22 protein-coding genes are annotated in these 21633 nt (G+C 56.6%); 17 read left to right on the forward strand and 5 right to left on the reverse strand.

The window, feature by feature from the left end; genetic code table 11:
- Positions 1-34: 34 nt before the first annotated feature.
- The 4 genes from acpP to rrtA form a co-directional block, all read right to left on the reverse strand.
- Positions 35-280, reverse strand: a complete 246-nt coding sequence (acpP, locus tag KI787_02800; GenBank protein MBV6628859.1) for an acyl carrier protein — start codon at positions 278-280, stop codon at positions 35-37.
- Between the two features lie 122 nt (positions 281-402).
- Complete coding sequence (gene fabG / locus KI787_02805) at positions 403-1113, reverse strand: 3-oxoacyl-ACP reductase FabG (GenBank protein MBV6628860.1); 711 nt, start codon at positions 1111-1113, stop codon at positions 403-405.
- A gap of 45 nt (positions 1114-1158) precedes the next feature.
- Positions 1159-2100: an ACP S-malonyltransferase gene (fabD, locus tag KI787_02810; protein ID MBV6628861.1), complete on the reverse strand. Its 942-nt coding sequence runs from the start codon at positions 2098-2100 to the stop codon at positions 1159-1161.
- A complete protein-coding gene (rrtA, locus tag KI787_02815) occupies positions 2097-2705 on the reverse strand; it encodes a rhombosortase (GenBank protein ID MBV6628862.1) in 609 nt (202 codons plus the stop codon). The genes fabD and rrtA overlap by 4 nt, the downstream gene beginning before the upstream one ends.
- A 22-nt stretch (positions 2706-2727) precedes the next feature.
- On the opposite strand from rrtA, the gene gspG reads away from it, so the two are divergent.
- The 13 genes from gspG (at position 2728) to sthA (ending at position 15597) form a co-directional block, all read left to right on the forward strand.
- Positions 2728-3171 (forward strand): type II secretion system major pseudopilin GspG, encoded by a 444-nt coding sequence (gspG, locus tag KI787_02820; GenBank protein ID MBV6628863.1) that lies wholly within the window; start codon positions 2728-2730, stop codon positions 3169-3171.
- On the forward strand, positions 3171-3698 hold the full coding sequence (gene gspH, locus KI787_02825) for a type II secretion system minor pseudopilin GspH (protein MBV6628864.1): 528 nt from the start codon (positions 3171-3173) through the stop codon (positions 3696-3698). The genes gspG and gspH overlap by 1 nt, the downstream gene beginning before the upstream one ends.
- Positions 3695-4156 (forward strand): type II secretion system minor pseudopilin GspI, encoded by a 462-nt coding sequence (gene gspI, locus KI787_02830; protein ID MBV6628865.1) that lies wholly within the window; start codon positions 3695-3697, stop codon positions 4154-4156. Before gspH ends, gspI begins: the two co-directional genes overlap by 4 nt.
- The gene (gene gspJ, locus KI787_02835) at positions 4153-4788 is read left to right on the forward strand and encodes a type II secretion system minor pseudopilin GspJ (protein ID MBV6628866.1); all 636 of its coding nucleotides are present in this window, start codon (positions 4153-4155) and stop codon (positions 4786-4788) included. Before gspI ends, gspJ begins: the two co-directional genes overlap by 4 nt.
- Complete coding sequence (gspK, locus tag KI787_02840) at positions 4785-5768, forward strand: type II secretion system minor pseudopilin GspK (protein ID MBV6628867.1); 984 nt, start codon at positions 4785-4787, stop codon at positions 5766-5768. The genes gspJ and gspK overlap by 4 nt, the downstream gene beginning before the upstream one ends.
- A gap of 90 nt (positions 5769-5858) precedes the next feature.
- Positions 5859-7055 (forward strand): hypothetical protein, encoded by a 1197-nt coding sequence (locus KI787_02845; protein MBV6628868.1) that lies wholly within the window; start codon positions 5859-5861, stop codon positions 7053-7055.
- Positions 7055-7531: a type II secretion system protein M gene (locus KI787_02850; protein MBV6628869.1), complete on the forward strand. Its 477-nt coding sequence runs from the start codon at positions 7055-7057 to the stop codon at positions 7529-7531. Before KI787_02845 ends, KI787_02850 begins: the two co-directional genes overlap by 1 nt.
- On the forward strand, positions 7531-8319 hold the full coding sequence (gene gspN, locus KI787_02855; GenBank protein MBV6628870.1) for a type II secretion system protein N: 789 nt from the start codon (positions 7531-7533) through the stop codon (positions 8317-8319). Before KI787_02850 ends, gspN begins: the two co-directional genes overlap by 1 nt.
- Before the next feature lie 7 nt (positions 8320-8326).
- Complete coding sequence (mnmA, locus tag KI787_02860) at positions 8327-9406, forward strand: tRNA 2-thiouridine(34) synthase MnmA (protein ID MBV6628871.1); 1080 nt, start codon at positions 8327-8329, stop codon at positions 9404-9406.
- Positions 9407-9712: 306 nt separating this feature from the next.
- Positions 9713-12436 (forward strand): aconitate hydratase AcnA, encoded by a 2724-nt coding sequence (gene acnA, locus KI787_02865; protein ID MBV6628872.1) that lies wholly within the window; start codon positions 9713-9715, stop codon positions 12434-12436.
- Positions 12437-12650: 214 nt separating this feature from the next.
- Entirely contained in the window at positions 12651-13412 is a 762-nt protein-coding gene (locus KI787_02870) for a ParA family protein (GenBank protein MBV6628873.1), read from the forward strand.
- A gap of 47 nt (positions 13413-13459) precedes the next feature.
- Positions 13460-14134 carry a hypothetical protein gene (locus KI787_02875; protein ID MBV6628874.1) on the forward strand — a complete coding sequence of 225 codons (675 nt, stop codon included), beginning with the start codon at positions 13460-13462 and terminating at the stop codon, positions 14132-14134.
- A gap of 62 nt (positions 14135-14196) precedes the next feature.
- Positions 14197-15597 (forward strand): Si-specific NAD(P)(+) transhydrogenase, encoded by a 1401-nt coding sequence (sthA, locus tag KI787_02880; protein MBV6628875.1) that lies wholly within the window; start codon positions 14197-14199, stop codon positions 15595-15597.
- A 69-nt stretch (positions 15598-15666) separates the two neighbouring features.
- On the opposite strand, the gene KI787_02885 is transcribed toward sthA, so the two are convergent.
- Positions 15667-16578 (reverse strand): alpha/beta hydrolase, encoded by a 912-nt coding sequence (locus tag KI787_02885; protein MBV6628876.1) that lies wholly within the window; start codon positions 16576-16578, stop codon positions 15667-15669.
- Between the two features lie 471 nt (positions 16579-17049).
- Between KI787_02885 and KI787_02890 the strand changes: the two genes are divergently transcribed.
- The 4 genes from KI787_02890 (at position 17050) to KI787_02905 (ending at position 20977) form a co-directional block, all read left to right on the forward strand.
- Positions 17050-18084, forward strand: coding sequence for a ParA family protein (locus tag KI787_02890; GenBank protein ID MBV6628877.1), 1035 nt, complete (start codon positions 17050-17052; stop codon positions 18082-18084).
- Positions 18085-18951: an SIR2 family protein gene (locus KI787_02895; GenBank protein MBV6628878.1), complete on the forward strand. Its 867-nt coding sequence runs from the start codon at positions 18085-18087 to the stop codon at positions 18949-18951.
- A 658-nt stretch (positions 18952-19609) separates the two neighbouring features.
- Positions 19610-20080, forward strand: coding sequence for a hypothetical protein (locus KI787_02900; protein MBV6628879.1), 471 nt, complete (start codon positions 19610-19612; stop codon positions 20078-20080).
- 198 nt (positions 20081-20278) lie between these two features.
- Positions 20279-20977, forward strand: coding sequence for a hypothetical protein (locus KI787_02905; GenBank protein ID MBV6628880.1), 699 nt, complete (start codon positions 20279-20281; stop codon positions 20975-20977).
- Positions 20978-21633: the final 656 nt, after the last annotated feature.

Genomic DNA, 21633 nt, shown 5'->3' on the forward strand with positions numbered 1-21633 from the left:
GCCGGCCGCCTGCTTTACGCCCCAATTGAGGCGCTTAGGCCTCGTCGCTGGCGTTAGCTTGGATGTAATTCAGTACATCCTGGAAGGTCACGATCTTCTCGGCTTCCTCGTCCGGAATATCAATCTCGAACTCTTCTTCCAAAGCCATGACCAACTCGACTGTGTCCAAAGAGTCTGCCCCAAGATCATCGACGAACTTAGCGTCCGCGGTGATTTTGTCGATCTCGACGCTGAGTTGTTCGGCGATGATTTTCTTAACGCGTTCTGCAGTGTTGCTCATGACAGTTTTCAATCTCCCTGGGGACTCCCCCGACGCCCGGCATTGTATAGGACTTAGGCGAAGGTCTGGCGTAATTCCTTGGTCGCGGTGTGCTGCAGCCGACTCGGCTGCAAACAACCGTATTAACCCATGTACATGCCGCCGTTCACATGCAGCGTTTGGCCGGTAATGTATGCGGCCTCATCACTGCATAAAAATCTGACGGCGGCGGCAATATCCTCGGGCTGGCCCAAACGACCAAGGGGGATACTACCAAGCAAGCTTTGCCGCTGTTCCTCGGACAAACCACGGGTCATGTCCGTATCAATAAACCCTGGGGCAACCACGTTAGCTGTGATTTCCCTAGAGGCCACCTCACGCGCCAATGAGCGAGCAAAGCCCTCCAGGCCAGCCTTGCTAGCGGCATAGTTGGTTTGCCCGGCATTGCCGGCGGCCCCAACCACACTGCCCAAGCACACCACACGGCCAAACCGCTGTTTCATCATGCCGCGTAAGCAAGCCCGCGTGAGGGATATTGCCCCGATCAGGTTGGTGTGCAGCACCTCAGCAATGGCAGCGTCATCGAGGCGCAGTAGTAGGTTATCGCGGGTCACCCCAGCGTTATGAACTATGCATGCAAATGGCCCATGGGCCTTGACGAAGTCCGGGAAGCTTTGCGGCTGAGACACATCGAGCACCGCGCCTTTGAGGCCTCGCTCCGTGATGGCTTGGGCCCCGTGTGCTGAAGTCGCCGTCCCTACCACCATATAGCCAGCGTCCTGCAAGGCATTCGCAATGGCAGCGCCAATGCCACGCGTCGCGCCGGTTACTAGCGCTGATCTTTGTTCAGTCATCACTGATCCCCCTAAAAAGACCGGCCCGCCCTAGGGCCGGAATCATTACTGTCCCTGTACCCATTGCATGCTTTCCGCTAGCCCCTCTGGCGCCGGAAATGCCTGAACGGCCAGCTCTACGCCACTGCGACGCCCCAGGCCAGCCAACACATTGCCAGGGCCACATTCCAGGGCCCGAGCACAACCAAAGTCTGCCTGGATGCGCTGCTGAGTGCGTACCCACTGCACTGGTGAATGCACCTGATCCAACAACGCGGCCTGAACATTCGCGGTTCCCTGCCGCACCTGAGCGTCAACATTATGTAAGAGCGGGTAATGCGAATCGGACCAGCTCTCTTCGGCAAAGGCTGCCTCTAGCGGGCCTCGGGCGGTGCGCATCAGTCGACTATGGGCGGGCACGCTGACTGGCAGCCGCCGCGCCATTCGGGCACCCGCGTCTTTGGCTGCGCTGCACACGGCGTCCACAGCGGCAACCTCCCCGGCAATAACCACTTGCGTCGGCGCATTCATGTTCACCGCGTCCACGATCCCGGCACTGTGCGCGGCGCAGAGCTGCTCTACGCGGGCAGCGTCTAAGCCCACCACAGCGGCCATGGCGCCAGTGCCTTTGGGTACGGCCTCCTGCATGGCGCGGGCCCGGACGGCCACGATACGGAGCGCCGCGGCGAACTCCAGCACGCCCGCAGCGACTGCCGCCGCATACTCGCCCAAGGAGTGGCCTGCGACGACCGCAGGTTGTGCGCCGCCTTCTTCCAACCACACCCGCCACAAGGCCACATCCGCCAGCAACATCGCCGGCTGGGTGTTCTGGGTTTGATCCAACTCGCAGCTGGGACCCTGCCCCATCAAAGTGCTGAGGGGACGCCGCAAGATGCTATCTGCTTCTTCAATGAGCTCACGCACACATGTGTAGCGCTCAGCCCAATCTTTGAGCATGCCGACTCGTTGCGACCCCTGTCCGGGGAACAGCATGGCAAAGCCCGTCATGTCGATGAATCTCCCTGTATGCATGAATTCATAGCCGCCTGGACCAACAGCCAAATACCGGCGCCAATAGCGCCAAAGCTATGTGCCTGGGTTAATACCGGAACGCCTACCAAGTCCTCATCGCTGGTCAACGGCCCCTGAAAATGTTCCCAACCCAGCTTGAAGAGCAAGCCCAGCAGCAGCAGCAAGGCTAACCGATCTCCACTGCGCCACAACCACCACAGACCAAAGACGAAACTTCCATGCAGCACCCCGGACAAGCCCACGTACCAACCCAAACCCGGCAGGCTGAACATCGCCAGGCTGATAAATAGCGCCAACCATGCAAAGCGCAAAAACTGCTCAAGCAGCGTTCGAGGTTCCGGAAACAACCAAGCAATAAGCACTAGCCCCATAAGGTTCAAGCCCACGTGCGGCCAGCTGGCATGGATAAGGTGCCCCGTCCAGAGCCGCCACCAATCGAACTCTGCCAAAGCAGCGCGGTCCCAGCGCAGTAATTCCAAGGCGGCCTGCCCTCCACTTTGGGCCAAAACAATGACCAAGCCCATCAACAAACAAAACCGGCTGGTGCCGGAGAGTTGCAGTGTCGGTATCATTCGTCCCATGAAACTTTCGTCAGTCCTCAATATGTCGCACTCACAGCGTTCACAATCTGGCTTCACCTTGATCGAAATCATGGTGGTGGTCGTGATCTTGGCCATTCTGGCCGCAGCCGTCGTTCCGCGCATCATGGGTCGCCCCGATGAAGCGCGGATCACGAAAGCCAAACAGGATATCCGCGCCTTAGAAAGCGCGCTGGAGCTGTACCGGCTGGACAACTTCAACTACCCCAGCACCCAACAGGGTTTGGATGCGCTGGTGCGTCAACCATCCGGTGACCCACCCGCGCGGAATTGGAAAAGTGGTGGCTACGTCAAAACCTTGCCTAAAGACCCCTGGGGCAATGACTACCAATACCTGAGCCCTGGCGTACGCGGCGAAGTCGATATTTACTCGCTTGGCGCTGATGGCCGCCCAGGGGGAGTTGAAGCCGCAGCGGATATTGGCAACTGGGGCGAAAACCCGCGCTAATGCGGCCTGGACTCAAGGCGCGGCAGCGCGCCTTTACGCTTATTGAAGTCCTGGTTGTTGTTTTCATCATCGGGGTTATTTTGGGCTTTGCGTCCCTCTCTTTAGGAGGACGCTCCTTGGATGACCAACTTCAGCAAGAAGCGCGGCGACTACAACAGGTTCTGCAAATCGCCGGCGAAGACGCCATCTTCACCACGACGGAGATCGGTCTGCAGCTGCTACCAGAAGGTTATGTCTTCGTCGTCCCTGGCGACCCGAACTGGGTGCCTATCGAGCGCCAGCGCTCGCCCTTGCGTGCGCATCGCTTCGAAATCCCTGCCCGGCTGACTATTTCCCAAGCCAGTCTGGGCAATTTGGGACAAACAGCCGATGAAGATGAACAGCTTCCGGCAGTATTGTTCTTGTCCAGTGGTGAGGTCACTCCCTTTGAGTTGGAGCTGAGTGCGCCCGGCGCCGACGATCTATATCGCATCCAAGGCCGCATTGACGGTTTAATTCAAATGCGCCGGGAACGAGTCGACACATGAGGACTCGGGTTGGCGTCAATCAGGGCTTTACCCTTATCGAGGTGCTTGCCGCTTTGGCGGTGCTGGCCTTGGCTATGGGCGCATCATTGTCAGCCGCCAGTTTTTACAGCTCCAGCACACGCGGCCTGGAAGATCGCATGCTGGCAGGCTGGCTTGCCCACAACCGTATGGTGGAAACCTTCCTCGAGCCGACCTGGCCTGGAACCGGCCGCCGCGAGGACTTCGCGGTACTCGCCGAACAGGAATGGGAAGTGGAGCGTGAGGTGGAAGAAACGCCGGATCCCTTCATTCGGCGGGTGACCATTCGCGTCCGCCATCGTCGCGAGGAAGAAGGATGGCTAGTGACCCGGTCGGCCTTTCTTGCAGAGCCTGCGGCTCCTTTGGCCAATGTTCCGAACACGCCTGGGCAGAACTCACCCACACAAAACAACGGCTTACCTTCGAGGTTTGGGCCATGAAGCGGGACCAAGGCTTGCGCTCACAAACCGGCTTCACGCTCATTGAGCTAGTTGCGGCCCTATCCATCTTTGCCCTGCTCTCTGTTATGGCCTATGGCGGCCTGAACTCAATCATTCGCGTCCGCCAAGGGGTGGGCGCTGCGCAAGAGCGCATGACCCAGTGGCAAAAAGGGGTGTACCGCCTGCGCGCCGACTTGGAATCGGCGGTGAATCGCCCCGTACGCGATGACTTTGGAGATTTTCAGCCCTCGCTCTATCTCAACCCTCGTGGCGGACTGGAGTGGACCCGTGCCGGCCGTCGTAACCCATTGCAGCAGCCGCGCAGTGGTCTTGAGCGTGTGGAGTACATCCTGCAGGACGACGCATTGTTTCGGCGCGTCTGGACAAATACCGAACGCACTCAAGGGGATGAAGGCTTGGCCTATCCCGTCATCGAAGGGGTTCGCGAATGGGCCGTGCGGTTTTTGGGCACCCAAGGCAATGCAGGCAACGCTGATGCTTGGCAACCTCAGTGGCCGCCTCTCAGTATTCAGGATCCGTTGCAGGCTGGCCTGCCGCGCGCCGTAGAGGTGGTACTCATTACCGAGCATTACGGCGAGGTTCGGCTGCTGTTTGGACTGAGCGGAGCATGACGATGCTGCCTTCGACCCAGCGCCAGCAAGGCGTAGCCTTGCTCACGGCCGTCATGGTGGTTGCCTTGGCCAGCACCCTGGTGGCCGGGCTAATGGTCACCCAGAACTTAAGTATTCACCGCGCTGCCAACATGCGTAGCATCGACGCGGCATGGTGGTACTTGGTCGGCCTAGAGGAATGGGCCGGCACCATCCTACGGCGAGATGCCGAGGCTAATCAGGTCGATAATCTCAACGAGCCCTGGGCTCAGACCATTGATTTCTTGCCGGTGGATGAGGGGGTGCTTTCCGGGCAATTGGTGGACCTTAATGGCCGATTCAACCTCAACAGCCTGGGCAAGCCCCTGAACCAAAATCCTAATCAAGCGCCTGGCACTCCGGCCCCTGCCGAAGAGATGGAAATCTTTAACCGCCTGCTGCAGGCGATTCCTGAGCTACGCAACCAACCCATTGCGGACTTGGGCAGCAAAATCGCAGACTGGGTGGACGCGGACGCTAACCCACGCTTTCCAGGCGGGGCCGAAGACGAAACCTACATGGGCATGACGCCTCCGCGCCGGGCCGCCAACCAACTGCTGACCAGCGTCACCGAGCTGCGCGCAATCGCTGGAGTCACGCCTGAAATTTACGCGGCCTTGCTGCCCCATGTTGCAGTACTGCCCACCACCAATCTCAGTATTAATGTCAACACCGCAACCCCGGCGGTTTTGCAAAGCCTGGCCGCTGGGGTGTCTCCTGCCGAAATCGAAGGTTTACTGGTGCAGCGCCAAAACCAACCCTGGGAAGATGCGCAAGCTTTTTCCGCAGAACCTGCCTTCGCGGGTCGCGCACTGGCCAGTGGACTGAGTGTGACGTCGGAGTGGTTTGAGGCCCGCGGCACCGCCGACATAGATGGGGTTCGGTTAGAACTGGTGAGTCGTATCCAGCGCGGATCGGATAATAAAGCCCGCGTGGTTGCCCGCAGCCGGGCGCCCTTGTAGTGAGCGTAGCCAACCACACCTGTCACACAAGCAAAGGCGATAGAATGAAGGGCTTTACCTTGGTCGACCCTAGTTGGAGCGCCGAACACCGTGTCTGAGCTGTTTTTAGTCCGTCTGGGCGCAGACGAAAGTCATTGGTTCTGGAAGACGCTACAACCTGCACCAGAACAGCAAGCCAAGGTGCATAAAGGCACGCTGGACGATGCGCGTAACGCTCTCAAGGGCCAGCGCCTTATCGTCATGCTGCCCGGGCAAAATATTGCTCGCCATCCTCTTGAGCTTCCCTTGCGCGGCACTAAGCTTCTCGCCGCCGCGCCCTATGCTTTAGAAGACGCGCTGGCTGAAGACGTGGACACCCTGCACTTCGCCATGGCTCCACAAGTGCATGGGCGCTCAGGTGTGTATGTGGTGCGGCGGGACTGGCTGGCCCAGCAACTTGAGCGCATTCAACAACTAGAGCCAGCCGACATCGTCAGTGTTGTCCCCGAGCATGTGGGGCTGATGGTCGCTGAACAACAGTCTGGAGCCATCTTGTTGGCCACCCCAGAGCAGGCACATATTCAAACCGCACAGGGTTTGGTTGGCAGCCTGCCACCGGCAGCTGTTCACGCCAACCAGCTCCAAGAAGAGGCCCAGGACGGCGACGAAACTGATGTTGGCATCAGTTTCATTAGCATTGCTGGCGCATCCCCTCCGCAGGGGCTGAGCTTAGGGCGGCGCCTAGACGCAGCGGACATTCTGGACTTACCCCTCAAGCTGGATGTGCTGCGCAAAGCTAGTTTGCTGCAAGGAGCCTTTGCGCCCAAGAACAATCAGTTCGGCTGGCTCAAGGCCTGGCGTTGGCCGGCGGGTTTGGCTGCTGCGGCGCTGCTCATGCATTTGGCCACTGTGATTGGCGGTGCACAACAATTCGCCGAGCAAACCGACGCCGCCTATGCCGAGGCAGAGTCCATTTTTAGGCAACTTTTCCCCCAAGAGCAGCGCATCGTAGATATGCGCCTACAGGCCTCGCAATATTTAGCACAGGCTAGTGGATCAGGCGGCAGCCCGGTGCTGGAGCTCATGGATGCTAGCGCTACCGGGTTGGCCAGGGCTCCATCTCTAGAGCTGCAAACGGTGCAATATCGAGGTGGCGCGCTTTACTTGAGCCTGACTGGCAAAGACCTCCAAGCCCTGGAGAGCTTAAGAAACGCTCTGGAGTCGAATCCCTCACTACGGCTGGACGTGCAATCGGCTCAGGCGGGTAGCGATGGCGTGCAAATTCGCCTGAAGTTGGAGAAAGCCTGATGCTGGATTGGTGGTTACAGCGCGCGCCCAGAGAGCAGGCCATTCTTGCGGCCGGCGGCGGCGTCTTGCTGCTGTTGCTCGTCTATTTATTCGCCTGGGAGCCAGCCTACGCCAGCTTGCAGCGCAACTTGGCTGCCCGCAATGAAGCCCGTGAACTCGCCACATGGCTGCGCGAAATACAGCCTCGTGTTGCTAGCCTGCCCCGTAGCGGCGGCAGCCGATCTAGCAACCGTTCTATGTTGGCCACGGTGGATCAGAGTGCCAAGAGCAGCGGCCTGGGCTCGCGGGTCAACCGCATTCAGCCAGAGGGAGACAAAACGGTGCAGGTCTGGATTGAGAATGCGCCACTGAGCAGCATCTTGCAGTGGATCCAAACCTTGCATGACCAACATGGGATTCGAGTGAGTAATTTCAGCTTGGACCGTGGCAAAGCCTCGGGTACTGGTGATGCGCGTATGACTTTGGAGCGTTCCTAATGCGTATCGCTCTCGGGTGCCTGATCGTTTTCTTGGGCTTCATCTCCGGTTTGGTGCTCTTCGCACCCGCAAACAAAGTGTTCGGATTAGTACAAAACGCCATTCCGAACAACGTTGAAGTGGTTTCACCGCAGGGCCGTTTGCTCAGCGGCAAAGCAGAAAGTCTTGCCATAAATAATCAGGTGATGCTGCAACCTGTTTTTTGGCAACTGGATCCATTAGGCCTACTCCTTGGCAGAGGAAGTTTGCGTTTTAATGGAGAGCTGCTCGGCTTGCGACGCGCTCATGGCAAAGTCAATGCCTCCCTGCTCGGCACAGGCAAAGTGCGGTTCCAGGACCTTCATCTGAGCTGTGGCATTAGTGACTGCATGAAGCTCACAAAGCTCCGCTTCAGTCCAGTCAACGGAGAGGTGCTGTTAGATATTGACACTGCGCAGTTGGATATCGCCGACCCTCGACCACAGCTCAAACAACTGCAGGGCACAGTGCGCCTTAGGAACATGCAATGGACCCTGCTGAAACCTGCACTCGACCTCGGTGAGTTTGTAGCAGACCTATCCACTGACGACGCGGGCGTTTTACGTGGCGCCATTCGCGATCAGGACGCCACGGTCAAAGCCCAAGGCAATGTCAGCCTCGACCCACAAGGGCAGTACAACTTGGAGCTGAGCGTACAGCCCACACCGGATACGCCCGCGATGATTACTAACGGAATTAAGACCATGGGCCGGCCGAACAGTCAGGGTCAGTATCAGCTGAGTTATAAAGGCCGAGTCCCCGGCTGGTAGCCCACGAATGTCGTCAGCGCATGTCATTGTAGGGTTGTCCGGGGGAGTGGACTCTGCCGTGAGCGCCGCGTTATTGCTGGAGCAAGGCCATCATGTTGAAGGCCTGTTCATGCGTAACTGGAGTGAAGATGATGCCTATTGCAGCGCCGCGGAGGACTATGCCAGCGCGCAATCGGTTGCAGACCAACTTGGCATCGTGTTGCACAAAGCCGACTTCTCAGCGGCCTACAGAGAGCGAGTCTTCGCGCATTTTCTCGCCGAGTACAAGGCTGGACGCACGCCCTCACCTGACCTGCTCTGTAACCGAGAAATAAAGTTTGGCGATTTTGCCCAGCATGCCCGTGCCCTGGGTGCCCAGCATATTGCCACCGGACACTACGCCCGCATAGAACATCTGGCGGACAAAAGCCTGCTCTGCCAGGCCGCCGACCCCAACAAGGATCAGACCTATTTCTTGGCTGCGACTCCTGGGTCGGCACTGCGTGATGTGCTTTTCCCGCTGGGCGATTACACCAAGCCCCAAGTGCGCGATATGGCGGCCGAGCGCGGGCTGCATAATCATCAGCGCAAGGATTCCACCGGCGTATGCTTCATCGGTGAGCGGCCCATGCGCGGCTTCCTACAACAGTACATTGCCAGCCAGCCTGGCCCTATTGTGGATGACAATGGCCGCCGCATAGCCTCCCATGATGGCGTGGCCTATTACACCCTGGGCCAGCGCTCTGGGCTAGGTATAGGCGGCGTCGCCGGCGCCCGCGAAGCGCCTTGGTACGTGGTTGAAAGACGCACCAGTTCCAACACCTTGGTCGTCAGCCAGGACCGCGAAGACCCCAGGCTCACCCACCGCCAACTCAGGTTGGGACAAAGCTATTGGGTGAATGAGGCGCCAACCAATGGTGACGAGGTTCAGTTCCGGGTGCGCCACCGTCAAGCTCTGCAATGGGCCCGGCTGGAAAAGGCCCCTAAGCATTGGCTTTTGCACAGCGAAGAGCCGGTATGGGCGGCAGCCGAGGGCCAATATGCGGTGATCTACTCTGGACGGGTCTGCTTGGGCTGCGCCGTCATCGAAGGGGCCACCACTCCCTAGCTGGGGTGCTAAGAACTCTAGCAGAGCCGCGTCGCTAGGCGCTGCTTAGCATGCATCAATCTCGGGATCATGCCCTGCATGGCCATTGCGGCGACGCATCCTTAGCATAGAGGCTTAGCTTTGCCGGCGGATTTCTCAAGCTCAGGCGCCTCATTCAGCGGTAAGCGGCAAAAGTCCGAGCAATCACAATTTTGGCGGCGGTAGCAAATGCAAGCCCGCCAACGCATGTCCGTATAATGGAGTTGAGACATTTTTTCGCACGCTCAATCTGAGCTTGTGACCACTGAGCACGGGAGAACTCACCCAATGACGGACAGTTTCAAAGCACGCAGCCAACTCCAGGTTGGCGATCAAAGCTACGACTACTACCGACTGGGGGCCGTTGCCAGCGACGCCCAACTTGACCGGCTGCCCTACTCGCTCAAAGTTCTGCTGGAAAATTTGGTGCGCCACGAGGATGGCGTCAACATCACCAAAGACGATATTCAAGCCGTGGTGGATTGGGAGGCCAAAGCCGAACCCACGCAAGAAATTGCCTTTACTCCGGCGCGAGTCATCTTGCAGGACTTCACTGGAGTGCCCTGCGTGGTTGACCTCGCCGCTATGCGCGATGCCATGAAGGCCTTGGGCGGCGATGCCACCAAGATAAACCCTCAGGTGCCCGTTGAATTGGTCATCGACCATTCCGTACAAGTGGACAAGGCCGGCACCCCGGATGCCTTGGACCTCAACGCGCAAATTGAATTTAAACGCAATGAAGAGCGCTACGGCTTCATGCGGTGGGGCCAGACGGCCTTCGATAACTTCAAGGTGGTGCCACCGGGCACTGGCATCGTCCACCAGGTCAATATCGAGTACCTAGCACGGGTGATCTTCGGCAAAGAATCCGGAAACGTGGCCTACCCCGACACCGTGGTCGGAACCGACTCCCACACCACCATGGTCAATGGCATCGGCGTTCTGGGTTGGGGCGTTGGTGGTATTGAAGCCGAGGCGGCCATGCTCGGTCAGCCGGTTACCATGCTCATTCCGCAGGTGGTGGGCTTCAGGCTCACCGGCAAATTGCCCGAAGGCGCCACGGCCACCGACCTCGTGCTCACCGTCACGCAAATGCTGCGCGCACAAGGCGTGGTTGGAAAGTTTGTAGAGTTTTTCGGCGATGGCTTGGCCGACCTACCCCTGGCCGACCGCGCCACCATCGCCAATATGGCGCCGGAGTACGGAGCAACATGCGGGATATTCCCGGTGGACGGCGAAACCATTCGCTACCTAGAACTGACCGGCCGCGACCCAGACGAGCTTGCACTGGTGGAAGCCTACGCCAGAGCCAACAAACTCTGGCGTGAAGACGGCCAAGCCGAGGCCGATTACACCGCCGTACTCGAGCTCGACCTGTCCACAGTACAACCTTCATTAGCAGGCCCCAAACGTCCGCAGGACCGAGTTCTGCTCAGCGATATGCAGGCATGCTATGCCAAGCATTCCCAAACTCTCATTGCCGAGCGCGATGCCAAGTCTGCTGAAGAAGCACGGTTTGAAGACGAAGGTGGTGATACGGCTGTAGGAGCAACCACCACCCGTGGCGTCGCCGATGTAAAAACCGAAAAAGGTCAGTTCACGCTAACGGACGGTGATGTGGTGATTGCCGCCATCACCTCCTGCACCAACACATCTAACCCCGCTGTCCTAGTTGCTGCTGGCCTGGTTGCTCGCAATGCTGTAGCTCGTGGGTTGAAAGTGAAGCCCTGGGTGAAGACCTCGCTGGCACCTGGCTCGCAGGTGGTCACCGACTATTTGATCAAAGCCGGTCTCATGGATGACCTAGAGGCGCTGGGTTTCCACGTGGTGGGCTATGGATGCACCACTTGCATTGGCAACTCCGGCCCGCTGGACCCGGCCATCTCACAGGCCATCCAAGATAACGATCTCATTGCCACTTCAGTGCTGTCTGGTAACCGCAACTTCGAAGGCCGGGTGCACGCCGATGTGCAGATGAACTTCCTGGCCTCGCCGCCCTTGGTCGTGGCCTACGCTCTCGCTGGCACCGTGAACAAAGACTTGGTAAGCGAAGCCATTGGCACCGATGCCGACGGTCAACCCGTTTACCTCAAAGATGTATGGCCTAGCAACGCCGAAATTGCCGATACGGTCGCAGCCAGCCTGAACGCCGACATGTTCAAGTCTCGCTATGGCGACGTGTACACCGGTGATGAGCGCTGGAAAGGCTTGAGCATCCCCGAAGGCAAAATCTACGAGTGGGATGACAGTTCCACCTATGTTCAAAACCCGCCCTACTTCGAGGGGATGAGCATGGATCTGGACGAGGTCACTCCAATTTCCGGGGCACGATGCCTGGCCAAACTGGGTGACTCCATCACCACAGACCATATCTCCCCGGCTGGCGCCATCAAGCCAGACTCGGATGCTGGCCAGTACTTGAACTCCAAAGGTGTGCAAGCGGCCGACTTCAACTCATTGGGGTCGCGTCGCGGCAACCATGAGGTGATGATGCGCGGCACCTTTGCGAATATTCGCCTGCGTAATCAATTAGCCCCTGGCACCGAGGGGGGCTGGACCAAGCATCAGCCCTCGGGCGAGCAGATGACCATCTATACCGCGGCCATGAAATACCGCGACGAGGGTACGCCCTTGGTGGTGCTGGCTGGCAAGGAATATGGCACGGGCTCGTCCCGTGACTGGGCGGCCAAAGGCACGATTTTGTTGGGTGTGAAAGCCGTCATCACCGAGTCCTTCGAACGCATTCACCGCTCTAACCTCGTGGGCATGGGCGTTTTGCCCTTGAATTTCGTGGATGGCGAGAGCGCCGAGAGCCTAGGGCTGGACGGCACGGAGTCCTTCGACATTATCGGCCTAGAGCGAGGCGCTAAGACGGTGACCGTGAAAGCCACCAAAGAGGATGGCAGCACGCAGGAATTCCAGGCCAAGGTGCGTATAGATACGCCCAAGGAGTGGGATTACTACCAACATGGCGGTATTCTGCAATACGTCATCCGCCAACTAGCGGCCTAAAGTGCAGATGAGCCATTCGACACTGTTTGGCTCAGTGCTCCACGATTCAGCCAGCGCTACAGTAAAGCTACTGTGGCGCTGGTTTTGAACATGGAATAGTCGGCCCTGAGGGGAGCATGGCTTTCAAAATCCCTTGGTTTGGGCTAGCCACAATACCAACTCAATCCCGATCTTTCGGCAACACAGCATTCAACAACGGCAAAGGGCATAGAGCATGCGGCGCGTGGTGTTCAATCAAAAAGGCGGCGTGGGTAAAACCACCATTGTTTGCAACCTTGCCGCATTGGCCGCTCAGCGTGGCCTTAAAACCCTAGTCATCGATCTGGATGTGCAGGGCAACGCCACCCAACATCTTTTGGGTGACACCCCCTATGACACCGACGTGGCCAAATTTTTTGATGGCACCTTACGCTTCGGCTTGGGCGACTCCGGCCTGGATAAGTGCACGGTTGCCTCACCCATACCCAACCTTGATGTCGCCCCTGCATCTGCCGAACTGGACCATCTGGTAGCCAAATTGGAGGCTCGGCAGAAGGTCTACAAACTGCGCCAAGCCCTGGATAAGCTGGGAGAGTACGACGCGGTCTTTATGGATACCCCACCGGCCTTGAATTTTTATTCCCGCGCCGCGTTGATTGCCGCCGACCAGGTACTCATTCCCTTTGACTGCGATGAGTTCGCCCGCCAGGCCTTGTATACGCTGCTGGACAACATCGCTGAAATTCAGGCCGACCATAACGAGGCCCTGAACGTTGAAGGCATTATCGTGAACCAGTTCAACCCTCAGGCCCGCCTGCCCAAGCAAATGCTAGAGCAGTTGCGCGAGGAAGGCTTAAGGGTGCTTGAACCAGCGCTGAATGCCTCGGTTAAAATTAAGGAATCGCATGAAGCGCATCAACCTTTGGTGCGTTACTCCCCCAAACACAAGGTGGCAGAGCAGTTTGCTCAGCTGTTTGAGACCTTGGTACCGTCCTAAAGGGGCGCGGGCTTTACATCCCCCCTTCGCCTGCACTGGAGAACACAATGAAATTGACAAACTGGCTGGCGCTGCCGGCCTTGCTATTGAGTCCATTAACTTTGGCTCAGATTGCGCCCGATGACAACCGTGAACGCAACGCTGACGATCCCACCTACACCTCTTTTTATTTCACCCAAGCTGATGCCGATTACGCCAACTTAGATCCCGCCATCAATATCGGCGGTGGGTTCGGCTTTCGCTTCCCCGACTTTGAGTTTCTCTCCGTAGGATTAGAGATCTCCAGCACGATTATCGCAGGAGAAAATTCTGGCGCCGCTGGCGGTGTATTCGGTGGTGGTGGAGACAATAACGATGATGGCGGAGGCGGCATTCTCGACCCCATCATCGGGGGCGGCGGAGGTGACGATGGCAACAACGATAACGGTGGAAGTTCGGCCTCCCGCGGCACTCGCACTAGTGAAGACTTGCTGGTGAACACCTTCGGCATCTTCGTAGGCCTAGAGTCTCCCCGTAGTTGGAGCTCACGCTTCTTTGGTACAGCCCGCGTAGGTTATGCCTACATCGACTCTAGCATTCCGGAAATGGTCGAAGATGGGCGCAGCCAAACTGCCTATGGCGTGGGCCTTGGCTACCGCTACGGCGATTCCGGCCGTATTGAACTGCGCTACACGCGCATGAGCGATGATTTGGAATACATCAGTTTGGGCTACAGTTTCTAAAAGCCTTTACGGAGGCGTCGCACTGTGTGCACGCCTCCTTTGCTCCGGCCTACAAGGAAGATATGAACGCCGTGCGTAAATTGAGTGTGGACGTGGCCGTCATAGGCACCGGTCCCGGTGGTGAAGGTGCTGCCATGATGGCGGCAAAGAATCACCTGAGTACTGTAGTTATTGATCGTTATGTGGACGTGGGCGGGGGCTGCACCCACTGGGGGACCATTCCCTCCAAAGCCCTGCGCTACTCCGTCAAACAGCTTAACGAAGCCAAGAACAACCGCTTCGTCCGCCATCTACGCAAAGAAATTCAGATCAGCTATCCGCAGCTGCTGGAGAGCGCGGTCACGGTGATTGAGTCCCAAGTGGCATCCCGCCACCGGGCCTATGAGCGCAATCATGTGCCCATCATTGAGGGCGAGGCCTCTTTTGTGGACCCGCATACCGTGCAGGTGCGCAAGCTGGACAGCGTCACGCACGAAATCGAAGCCAAGCACTTCCTCATTGCCACGGGCTCACGCCCCTACCACCCAGAAGGACTGGACTTTAGCCATCCCCGGATTCTGGATTCGGATTCGGTGCTCAAGTACCGCGAAAACCCGCGCTCTATCACCATTTATGGAGCTGGAGTGATTGGCTGTGAGTACGCCTCCATCTTCGCCAACCTGGGCATTAAGGTGAACCTGGTTAACACCCAGAACCGCCTCTTGTCTTTTATGGACGAAGAAATCACCGAGGCGCTGTCTTACCACCTGCGCGACCAGGGCGTGATTATTCGCCACAACGAAGAGTTCTCGCATGTGGAAGCCCGCGAGCGCGACGTGGTGCTGCACCTCAAGAGTGGCCGTAAGCTTAAATCCGATGCCCTGCTCTGGGCCAATGGCCGAACCGGCAATTCCGATTCACTGAACCTGCCCGCGCTGGGCCTCAGTGCCAACTCCCGAGGCCAGCTCAGCGTGAATGAGAACTTCCAAACCGAAGTTCCGCACATTTACGCCGTGGGCGACATTATCGGCTACCCCGCCCTCGCCTCCAGCGCTTATGACCAGGGCCGTTTCGCCCTCACGCATATCCTCAACCCCGAGGAGCGTAACCCCTTCACCGGTCTCATGCCCACCGGCATTTACACCATCCCCGAGATATCCTCGGTGGGCAAAACCGAGCAAGAGCTAGCCGCCGAAGGGGTGACCTACGAGGTGGGTTACTCCTACTTCAAACATTTGGCCCGCGCCCAAATGAGCGGGGAAATGACCGGCATGCTCAAGCTCATCTTCGATGTGGAAACCCGCAAAGTGCTGGGCATCCACTGTTTTGGCGACCGCAGCGCCGAAATTGTACACATCGGCCAGGCCGTGATGGCCCACGAAGATGGCAACCTGAACTACTTCATCAACACCACCTTCAACTACCCCACCATGGCCGAGGCCTACCGGGTGGCGGCGTTAAACGGGATGAACCGCATAGCCTGAGCCTGGGCAGACTCGACGGCCACCCACAGTACAAAGCGATTGGAGTGCGGGTGCCCAGTTCAAGCGGCCTCAGCGACTAGGCGCCGGCAACAGCTGAGCCATGGCATCGCCCAACCACTTCAGCGTGGTTACCGACTCCGGCAGCAGCGGCGCCATGATCGGCCACACATGCATGCGGTCACCTTCTTCATGCAAAGTCACGTTTACGCCAGCCTCCCTGGCCTTGGCCACCAGCCGCAGGCTGTCGTCATACAGGCATTCGCTACGGCTCACCACCACTATCAAAGGCGCACAACCGTCCCAGTCCGCCAGGGCCGGCGACGCCCGCGGATCGGTGCGTTGAGTCAGGTCCGGCACATAACAATCCTGCAGGCGCTGAATCATCTGCGGGCTCAGTACGGGATCGGAATCAGCATTACTCACATGTGTACCGCCCGACCAAGACTGGTCGGTCGCCGGAGACAACACCATGCACCCCGCCGGCTGCGGCAAGCCCGCATCCCGAGCACCAATCAACACCGACAGCGCCAACCCACCTCCGGCAGAGTCACCGCCCACCAACAAGCGCTGCGGATCCTGCCCCTCTTCCAGTAATTGCCGGTACACGGCTAGGACATCGTCTGGCCCCGCCGGGAACGGATGCTCCGGCGCCTTACGATAGTCCGGCAGAACCACCCGCGCATTCAAACGCCGCGCCAACCGCGCCGCCATGTTGATGTACGTCTGTGGCCGCCCCGCAACAAAGCCCCCACCATGCAAGTACAGCAGCGTATTCACGGGTGAACGAGGTGCCAACACCAGGCAATCCAAGCCCCCCATCTGCACGGCGGACCGCCGCACCCCAAAAACCGGAATAGTCGGCACCACCAAGCGCTGCAGCGCCCGCCGAAACCTCACCGCGGCTTCTTCAGCCGAAGCCGGCTCGCTGCGAACCAACAACCGCAACCCCTGCTCCACCAAACGGGTGCGCACACTCGTCATACGAATCTCTCCTCCATGAATCGGCCAACCGGTTGCCGCCCAATCAAGGGTGGCACATCACGCGTCGGCCCTGCGCCCCCGAGTATAGGCTCACTGCTCGAACGCAGAGCGCCCCAAATCCCGCCAGCCGAACAACGGCACCCTTCACACCACATTCCGCCCTAGCCGCCCGACTCGCCCAAGGCCAAAGTTGCGACGCCCATCCAACCCACGTATAACCACAAAAAACATAAATCGCGGACTGGGAGGGCCAGACCATGCCAAAGACCCTTGTGTGGTTCTTTACACTGCACTCAAAACTGACGCGCGCAGCGGAAACACCTATTTATCAGGAACTTGGCGATGCTCCAAAGCGGCTTACTATCGCTTTAGGCAGTGTTACACGACAGCTGCCATGGATTAGACCCCATGTTTGGCGTCGAATTGGGTGTTAGCCGCCCACATAAATATCAAACGTAAGAGAGACAGCAAATGATCACGCTGGCAATGTTTAACAATAAGGGTGGAGTGGGCAAGACGACATTGACTTGCAACGCTGGTGCCTACATCGCCAAGAAGCTCGAGAAGCGCGTACTAATCGTAGATTGCGATCCGCAGTGCAACGCTACTCAATTGATTATGGGGGAGGAATTCGCAACCAATCTGTATTTCTCCGACGATGAAGCCCAGCAGACGACTACCATAAGTAACATCCTCCAACCAATTGAGGATGGGGACGCAAATATCTCAAACAAGATTGTTCCTATAAAAAGCTCTGAAAATCGATTTGGTGTCGATCTGATACCTGGGCATCCGTCATTTTCGATTATCGAAGATAGATTGGGTGCCGCGTGGCACGATCTACAGGGAGGTGATCTCGGGGGCATCCGAAAAACAAATTGGAACACGTTTTTACGGGACCTCATCAAGGATAGATACGATCTGGTTCTCTATGATCTCGGTCCAAGTTTGGGCTCAATTAATAGAAGTGTCTTGATCGGTTGCGATAACTTCATGACGCCAATGGGGACCGACATCTTCAGTATCCTGGGAATTCGCAATATCTCATCGTGGCTAGGCTCATGGGTCGATAGATATGAGAACGGCTTGGCTTTGTGCGAAAAGAATTCTCCGAACAGGCTCGCGGACTTCGGTATTTCTCCACAGCTATCAATTTCTGGAGGATACGTCGGATACACCATGCAGCAGTACATCACCAAGTCAAAAGGTGGCGTTAGACGGCCAACCAAGGCATACGAGGCAATTATTGATGACGTGCCTGAGGAGATAGTTCGGTCTTTGGGGGGGTATTTGCCGGAAACGATTGAAAAAAATCAACTCTCATTGGGAGATGTTCCGCACCTCTACAGTTTGATTCCACTCGCTCAATCAGTATCTTGCCCGCTTTTTGAGCTGCAGGGGAAGGATGGCTTAGTTGGTTCTCAAGGAAAGCAACGAGATCAGTACGAAAGCATTCTCGGAGACATTTGCCGACATCTTTCGATGAACCTTGGTTGGGTCTACTAAATGTGGCCCAAAGCACTTGTTGAAGAACTCGCTTCGAGAAGATGTGTGGTTTTCCTGGGCGCGGGGGCATCGGCTGGCTGCCTCAATGGGGACGATCCGCCAAAGTCGCCTCCCAATTGGCCTCAATTGCTCGAAGCACTAAAGGCCATTGTCAGAGACCCCGCCTCAATCCCGATTGCAGAGGGCTTGATACAAAAAGAGAAGTACTTGGATGCCGCTGAGGTGTTATTCGGAAGTATTAACCCCGCGGATTTTTCGGCGCTGATCCGTGAGGCATTGGCAGAGCCAAGATTTCAGCCGTCGAGCATTCACGAAAGCGTTGTCAATTTAGACCCCAAAATCGTAATAACCACCAACTATGATGAGATCTATGACAACTACTGCAAGAGCGGAGACGAACCCGGTCTTTACAACGTTTGCAAGTACTACGAAACGCATCTCGTTTCCGACTTAAGGTCGCCTGTTAGGCAGATCATCAAGTCACACGGATGTATTAGCGACCCCTCGAAGATTGTGCTAACTCGTTCTCAGTATTTTCGGGAAAAGCAGCATTATCCGAACTTTTATAGAGTCTTGGATGCGCTGTTTCTCACGAAAACTATTCTGTTTCTTGGCTACAGTATTTCTGATCCGGACATTCAATTGCTCCTGGAGAACTCAAACATCACGTACAAGGCTTCTCATCCGCACTACGCTCTGATCGGCGCGGGCATGAATCCTTCGATAAAGAGCGCATATAAAGAGGCGTATAACATTGATTTTATCGAGTTTCCTGAAGGTGATTATGAGCAGGCCAATGAGATGCTTGTCGAGCTTGTCGGGCTTGTTCAAAGAAGAAGGGAAGCCAATCCGGCCATGGGCGGCTAACAACACGTTGCAGGTGACATTTGACCCGCTGCCCATTTTTGCTGTCGCAAAAACAGGCATCGCCTCAAATGCATCTGAACGTGGGCGTTATGTGCTTTATCAATAAACGTGGTTTTTATTTTTGTGGGCCAGGTGTTAGCTGATTGGTCCGGCGCTTCTGTTCAGCCAGATGGCCGTGCCGTCTGTTGCCTTTACTGCACGAAAGGATTGAATAGTCACCGAAACCTTTTGTGAAACATCTCCCCGCTACAAGGCTTACCTGGGCATTTGGCAGGGCACTTTCGCTTAGCCCTCGCACTTGCCGGTTTCCAGCCAGCGTTAGCCGTGTCACAGGGTCACTTCGTCCAAAAGGTTCTGCAATGAGTGGCTTGGCTGTACATGCTAATGGGCCGGGCACTTCAAGGGAGAGTGCCATCGGCAAACTAGAACTAGTTGGCACGCATCAGTGCCACGGCATTGAAGTCCCCTACGTTCGGCGTATGCTTAGGTCGGGGCAAACAATAATCGCGGAGGCGCTTCGCATGAGGTCGCACATAACAAATTGCTTCAGTCGGACGCCAAACCCGCTGCGCGGACATGGCGCCGCTGAGCTCAGGCGTTAGATGCCAGTTATAGACTGTGCGTGGAGTGGCTCATCAGCGGTTAGGAAGGAGGTGATGTGAGTTGGCTAAATCTGGTTAATAGATACGAAATACCCTTCAGATCACTGGAGCAACGGCGTGTCTTTCTTACGAAGACTGCTCATTTAGTCATGCCCATCATTTTCTTCGTCGTTACTCCAAGCGCTTTCGCGGACAACCGGTGTCCAGAACGCAATGGGATACGTCAAGCAGTGACAGTAGATGCACTAGAGGCGATCCAAAAGGGGATCTCGACTAAGAAAGACGCTGTTTACGATTTATACCAAGGTGCCCAGTCAGTCCATGGCCCATTTGCTGACAAGGTTGTCTATGAACTGCGCGTTCACCCAAGCGGCGCGATTGGATCTGTTTGTGTCATCGAGAGCCATTCCACACCTGCCGCTTTGCTTGAAGCAGTGCGATATCTGCTGTTGTCAGTGAGGCTAAACGCTTGGCACGAAAGTCACACGCTCAGTGTCAATTACCCGATCTTCTTTTCTCCGGAGTGAACAGAGTGGCATCTAACAATGCGCTTCAGTCGGACACTTGCGAGCAGGCTGCGTTTGGCTACGCCAATCCTCGCCCGCTCGCAAGTGCCGCTGAGCTAGGGTGTTAGGCGACCAGGAAGCGCAGGCTCATGTTTTGAGCCTCCCCCCTCATAAACTCTCGTGGGAACCTGATAATTTCAGCCGTGCGAGGGGCTACTGATGAGCAAATTTAGAAACGTTCAAGTAGATGGCGATGGAGTGCAAGTTGGCGACAACAACGTACAGAACAATGTCACAAACCACACTTACCATCATCGAACAGGGGGAAACAATTCTGACGATGGTGGGGAAGCAATTGCCATTATTGTAGGCGCTGCAGGTGTATTGGCGGCACTAATCTGGGCAACGCTTCGTTACAACGAGCAGGTCTACTTTTATCTGAAAATCGGAAGCCTAGCTTCTGTTTTAATCGCTTTGCTGTCGCTAGTGGTACTACTGATTCAGCACCAACTCCAAGAGAGCGATGCTCTGAGGGCGGGAGGTATCCTTGTAATCGGTGTGGTGCTTTTTGGCCTGATCGGCATGGCTACTAAGTACGCACCTTTAGATGCCATCCAGTTTTCAAAGAGCGTTGGGTTTCAGGAGTTCTGGCGAGGCCTGACTGACTATGGGCGTAATGTGGTTTTGAATTATTTTGTTGCTACATTCGCAATTGGTGCAGCGTTGATTTTTACATCTATTGCATCACTTCGACAGCTTTTTTATGCCACCGCTAGTTCAGAGGGTGTTGGCTTCTCATACTCACTTTATCGGGCAACGGCCTTTTTTGGAATGAAGGTCACGAGCTTTGTGGTTACATCTTTTTCAGCGTTGGCATGGGCGTCATTAAATGGAAAGTTACCAGCGGTGTTCGCCTAACAAATTGCTTCAGTCGGACGCCAAACCCGCTACGCGGGCATGGCGCCGCTGAGCTCAGGTGTTAGGTTGCTATCTCAATGTTAGGCCCCCGACTCAAGCGAAAGCACACTTACGGCACCTGTAGCTTTAATGCCTATCAGGTCTACGTCTGCCAGCTGGCGGACACTCGCTCAGAGGGCGTTCTTGGGTTGGCCGTTCAGCCATCAGATAGCATCTGGGAAATTCCTATAGCCCTCCCAGAAAGAAGTCTTCGCGAACTAAGGGCATTTTGTGAAGCCGTAGTAAGCGGGGATCTTCCACAAAAGATTCGTCTTGGTGGAGGTGCGGATTCGTTTTACCATTTCCTAAGGTTAGTGATCAAAGCGAAGCGCACAGATAAGTTTGGCCACACTACGTATAGAGGTCGTGGAATTGTAGGCACCTGCCTCGGCGCCAAATTCAATAGCATCGCGATCTCAGAGCGTGGTTTTTCGGAATTCGTACGAGCATTGGAGGCAGGCAGTAGTGCGGCAACCTAACATGGCGCTGCAGTCGGACACTTGCGAGCATGCTGCGTTTGGCTACGCCAATCCTCGCACGCCCGCAAGTGCCGCTGAGCTAGGGTGTTAGCCGACTGGAGGATTTATGAACCCAGAAGAGTTCGACCGCTTCCTCGG

It is taken from the genome of Oceanococcus sp. HetDA_MAG_MS8, from assembly GCA_019192445.1.
In the GTDB taxonomy this organism is placed as follows: Bacteria; Pseudomonadota; Gammaproteobacteria; order Nevskiales; family Oceanococcaceae; genus MS8.

Excerpts from the sequence above, each read along its gene's own strand:
- acpP (MBV6628859.1), bottom strand. The coding sequence starts at position 280 with ATGAGCAACACTGCAGAACGCGTTAAGAAAATCATCGCCGAACAACTC.
- fabG (MBV6628860.1), bottom strand. The coding sequence starts at position 1,113 with ATGACTGAACAAAGATCAGCGCTAGTAACCGGCGCGACGCGTGGCATT.
- fabD (MBV6628861.1), bottom strand. The coding sequence starts at position 2,100 with ATGACGGGCTTTGCCATGCTGTTCCCCGGACAGGGGTCGCAACGAGTC.
- rrtA (MBV6628862.1), bottom strand. The coding sequence starts at position 2,705 with ATGGGACGAATGATACCGACACTGCAACTCTCCGGCACCAGCCGGTTT.
- gspG (MBV6628863.1), top strand. The coding sequence starts at position 2,728 with ATGTCGCACTCACAGCGTTCACAATCTGGCTTCACCTTGATCGAAATC.
- gspH (MBV6628864.1), top strand. The coding sequence starts at position 3,171 with ATGCGGCCTGGACTCAAGGCGCGGCAGCGCGCCTTTACGCTTATTGAA.
- gspI (MBV6628865.1), top strand. The coding sequence starts at position 3,695 with ATGAGGACTCGGGTTGGCGTCAATCAGGGCTTTACCCTTATCGAGGTG.
- gspJ (MBV6628866.1), top strand. The coding sequence starts at position 4,153 with ATGAAGCGGGACCAAGGCTTGCGCTCACAAACCGGCTTCACGCTCATT.
- gspK (MBV6628867.1), top strand. The coding sequence starts at position 4,785 with ATGACGATGCTGCCTTCGACCCAGCGCCAGCAAGGCGTAGCCTTGCTC.
- KI787_02850 (MBV6628869.1), top strand. The coding sequence starts at position 7,055 with ATGCTGGATTGGTGGTTACAGCGCGCGCCCAGAGAGCAGGCCATTCTT.
- gspN (MBV6628870.1), top strand. The coding sequence starts at position 7,531 with ATGCGTATCGCTCTCGGGTGCCTGATCGTTTTCTTGGGCTTCATCTCC.
- mnmA (MBV6628871.1), top strand. The coding sequence starts at position 8,327 with ATGTCGTCAGCGCATGTCATTGTAGGGTTGTCCGGGGGAGTGGACTCT.
- acnA (MBV6628872.1), top strand. The coding sequence starts at position 9,713 with ATGACGGACAGTTTCAAAGCACGCAGCCAACTCCAGGTTGGCGATCAA.
- KI787_02870 (MBV6628873.1), top strand. The coding sequence starts at position 12,651 with ATGCGGCGCGTGGTGTTCAATCAAAAAGGCGGCGTGGGTAAAACCACC.
- KI787_02875 (MBV6628874.1), top strand. The coding sequence starts at position 13,460 with ATGAAATTGACAAACTGGCTGGCGCTGCCGGCCTTGCTATTGAGTCCA.
- sthA (MBV6628875.1), top strand. The coding sequence starts at position 14,197 with ATGAACGCCGTGCGTAAATTGAGTGTGGACGTGGCCGTCATAGGCACC.
- KI787_02885 (MBV6628876.1), bottom strand. The coding sequence starts at position 16,578 with ATGACGAGTGTGCGCACCCGTTTGGTGGAGCAGGGGTTGCGGTTGTTG.
- KI787_02890 (MBV6628877.1), top strand. The coding sequence starts at position 17,050 with ATGATCACGCTGGCAATGTTTAACAATAAGGGTGGAGTGGGCAAGACG.
- KI787_02895 (MBV6628878.1), top strand. The coding sequence starts at position 18,085 with ATGTGGCCCAAAGCACTTGTTGAAGAACTCGCTTCGAGAAGATGTGTG.
- KI787_02905 (MBV6628880.1), top strand. The coding sequence starts at position 20,279 with ATGAGCAAATTTAGAAACGTTCAAGTAGATGGCGATGGAGTGCAAGTT.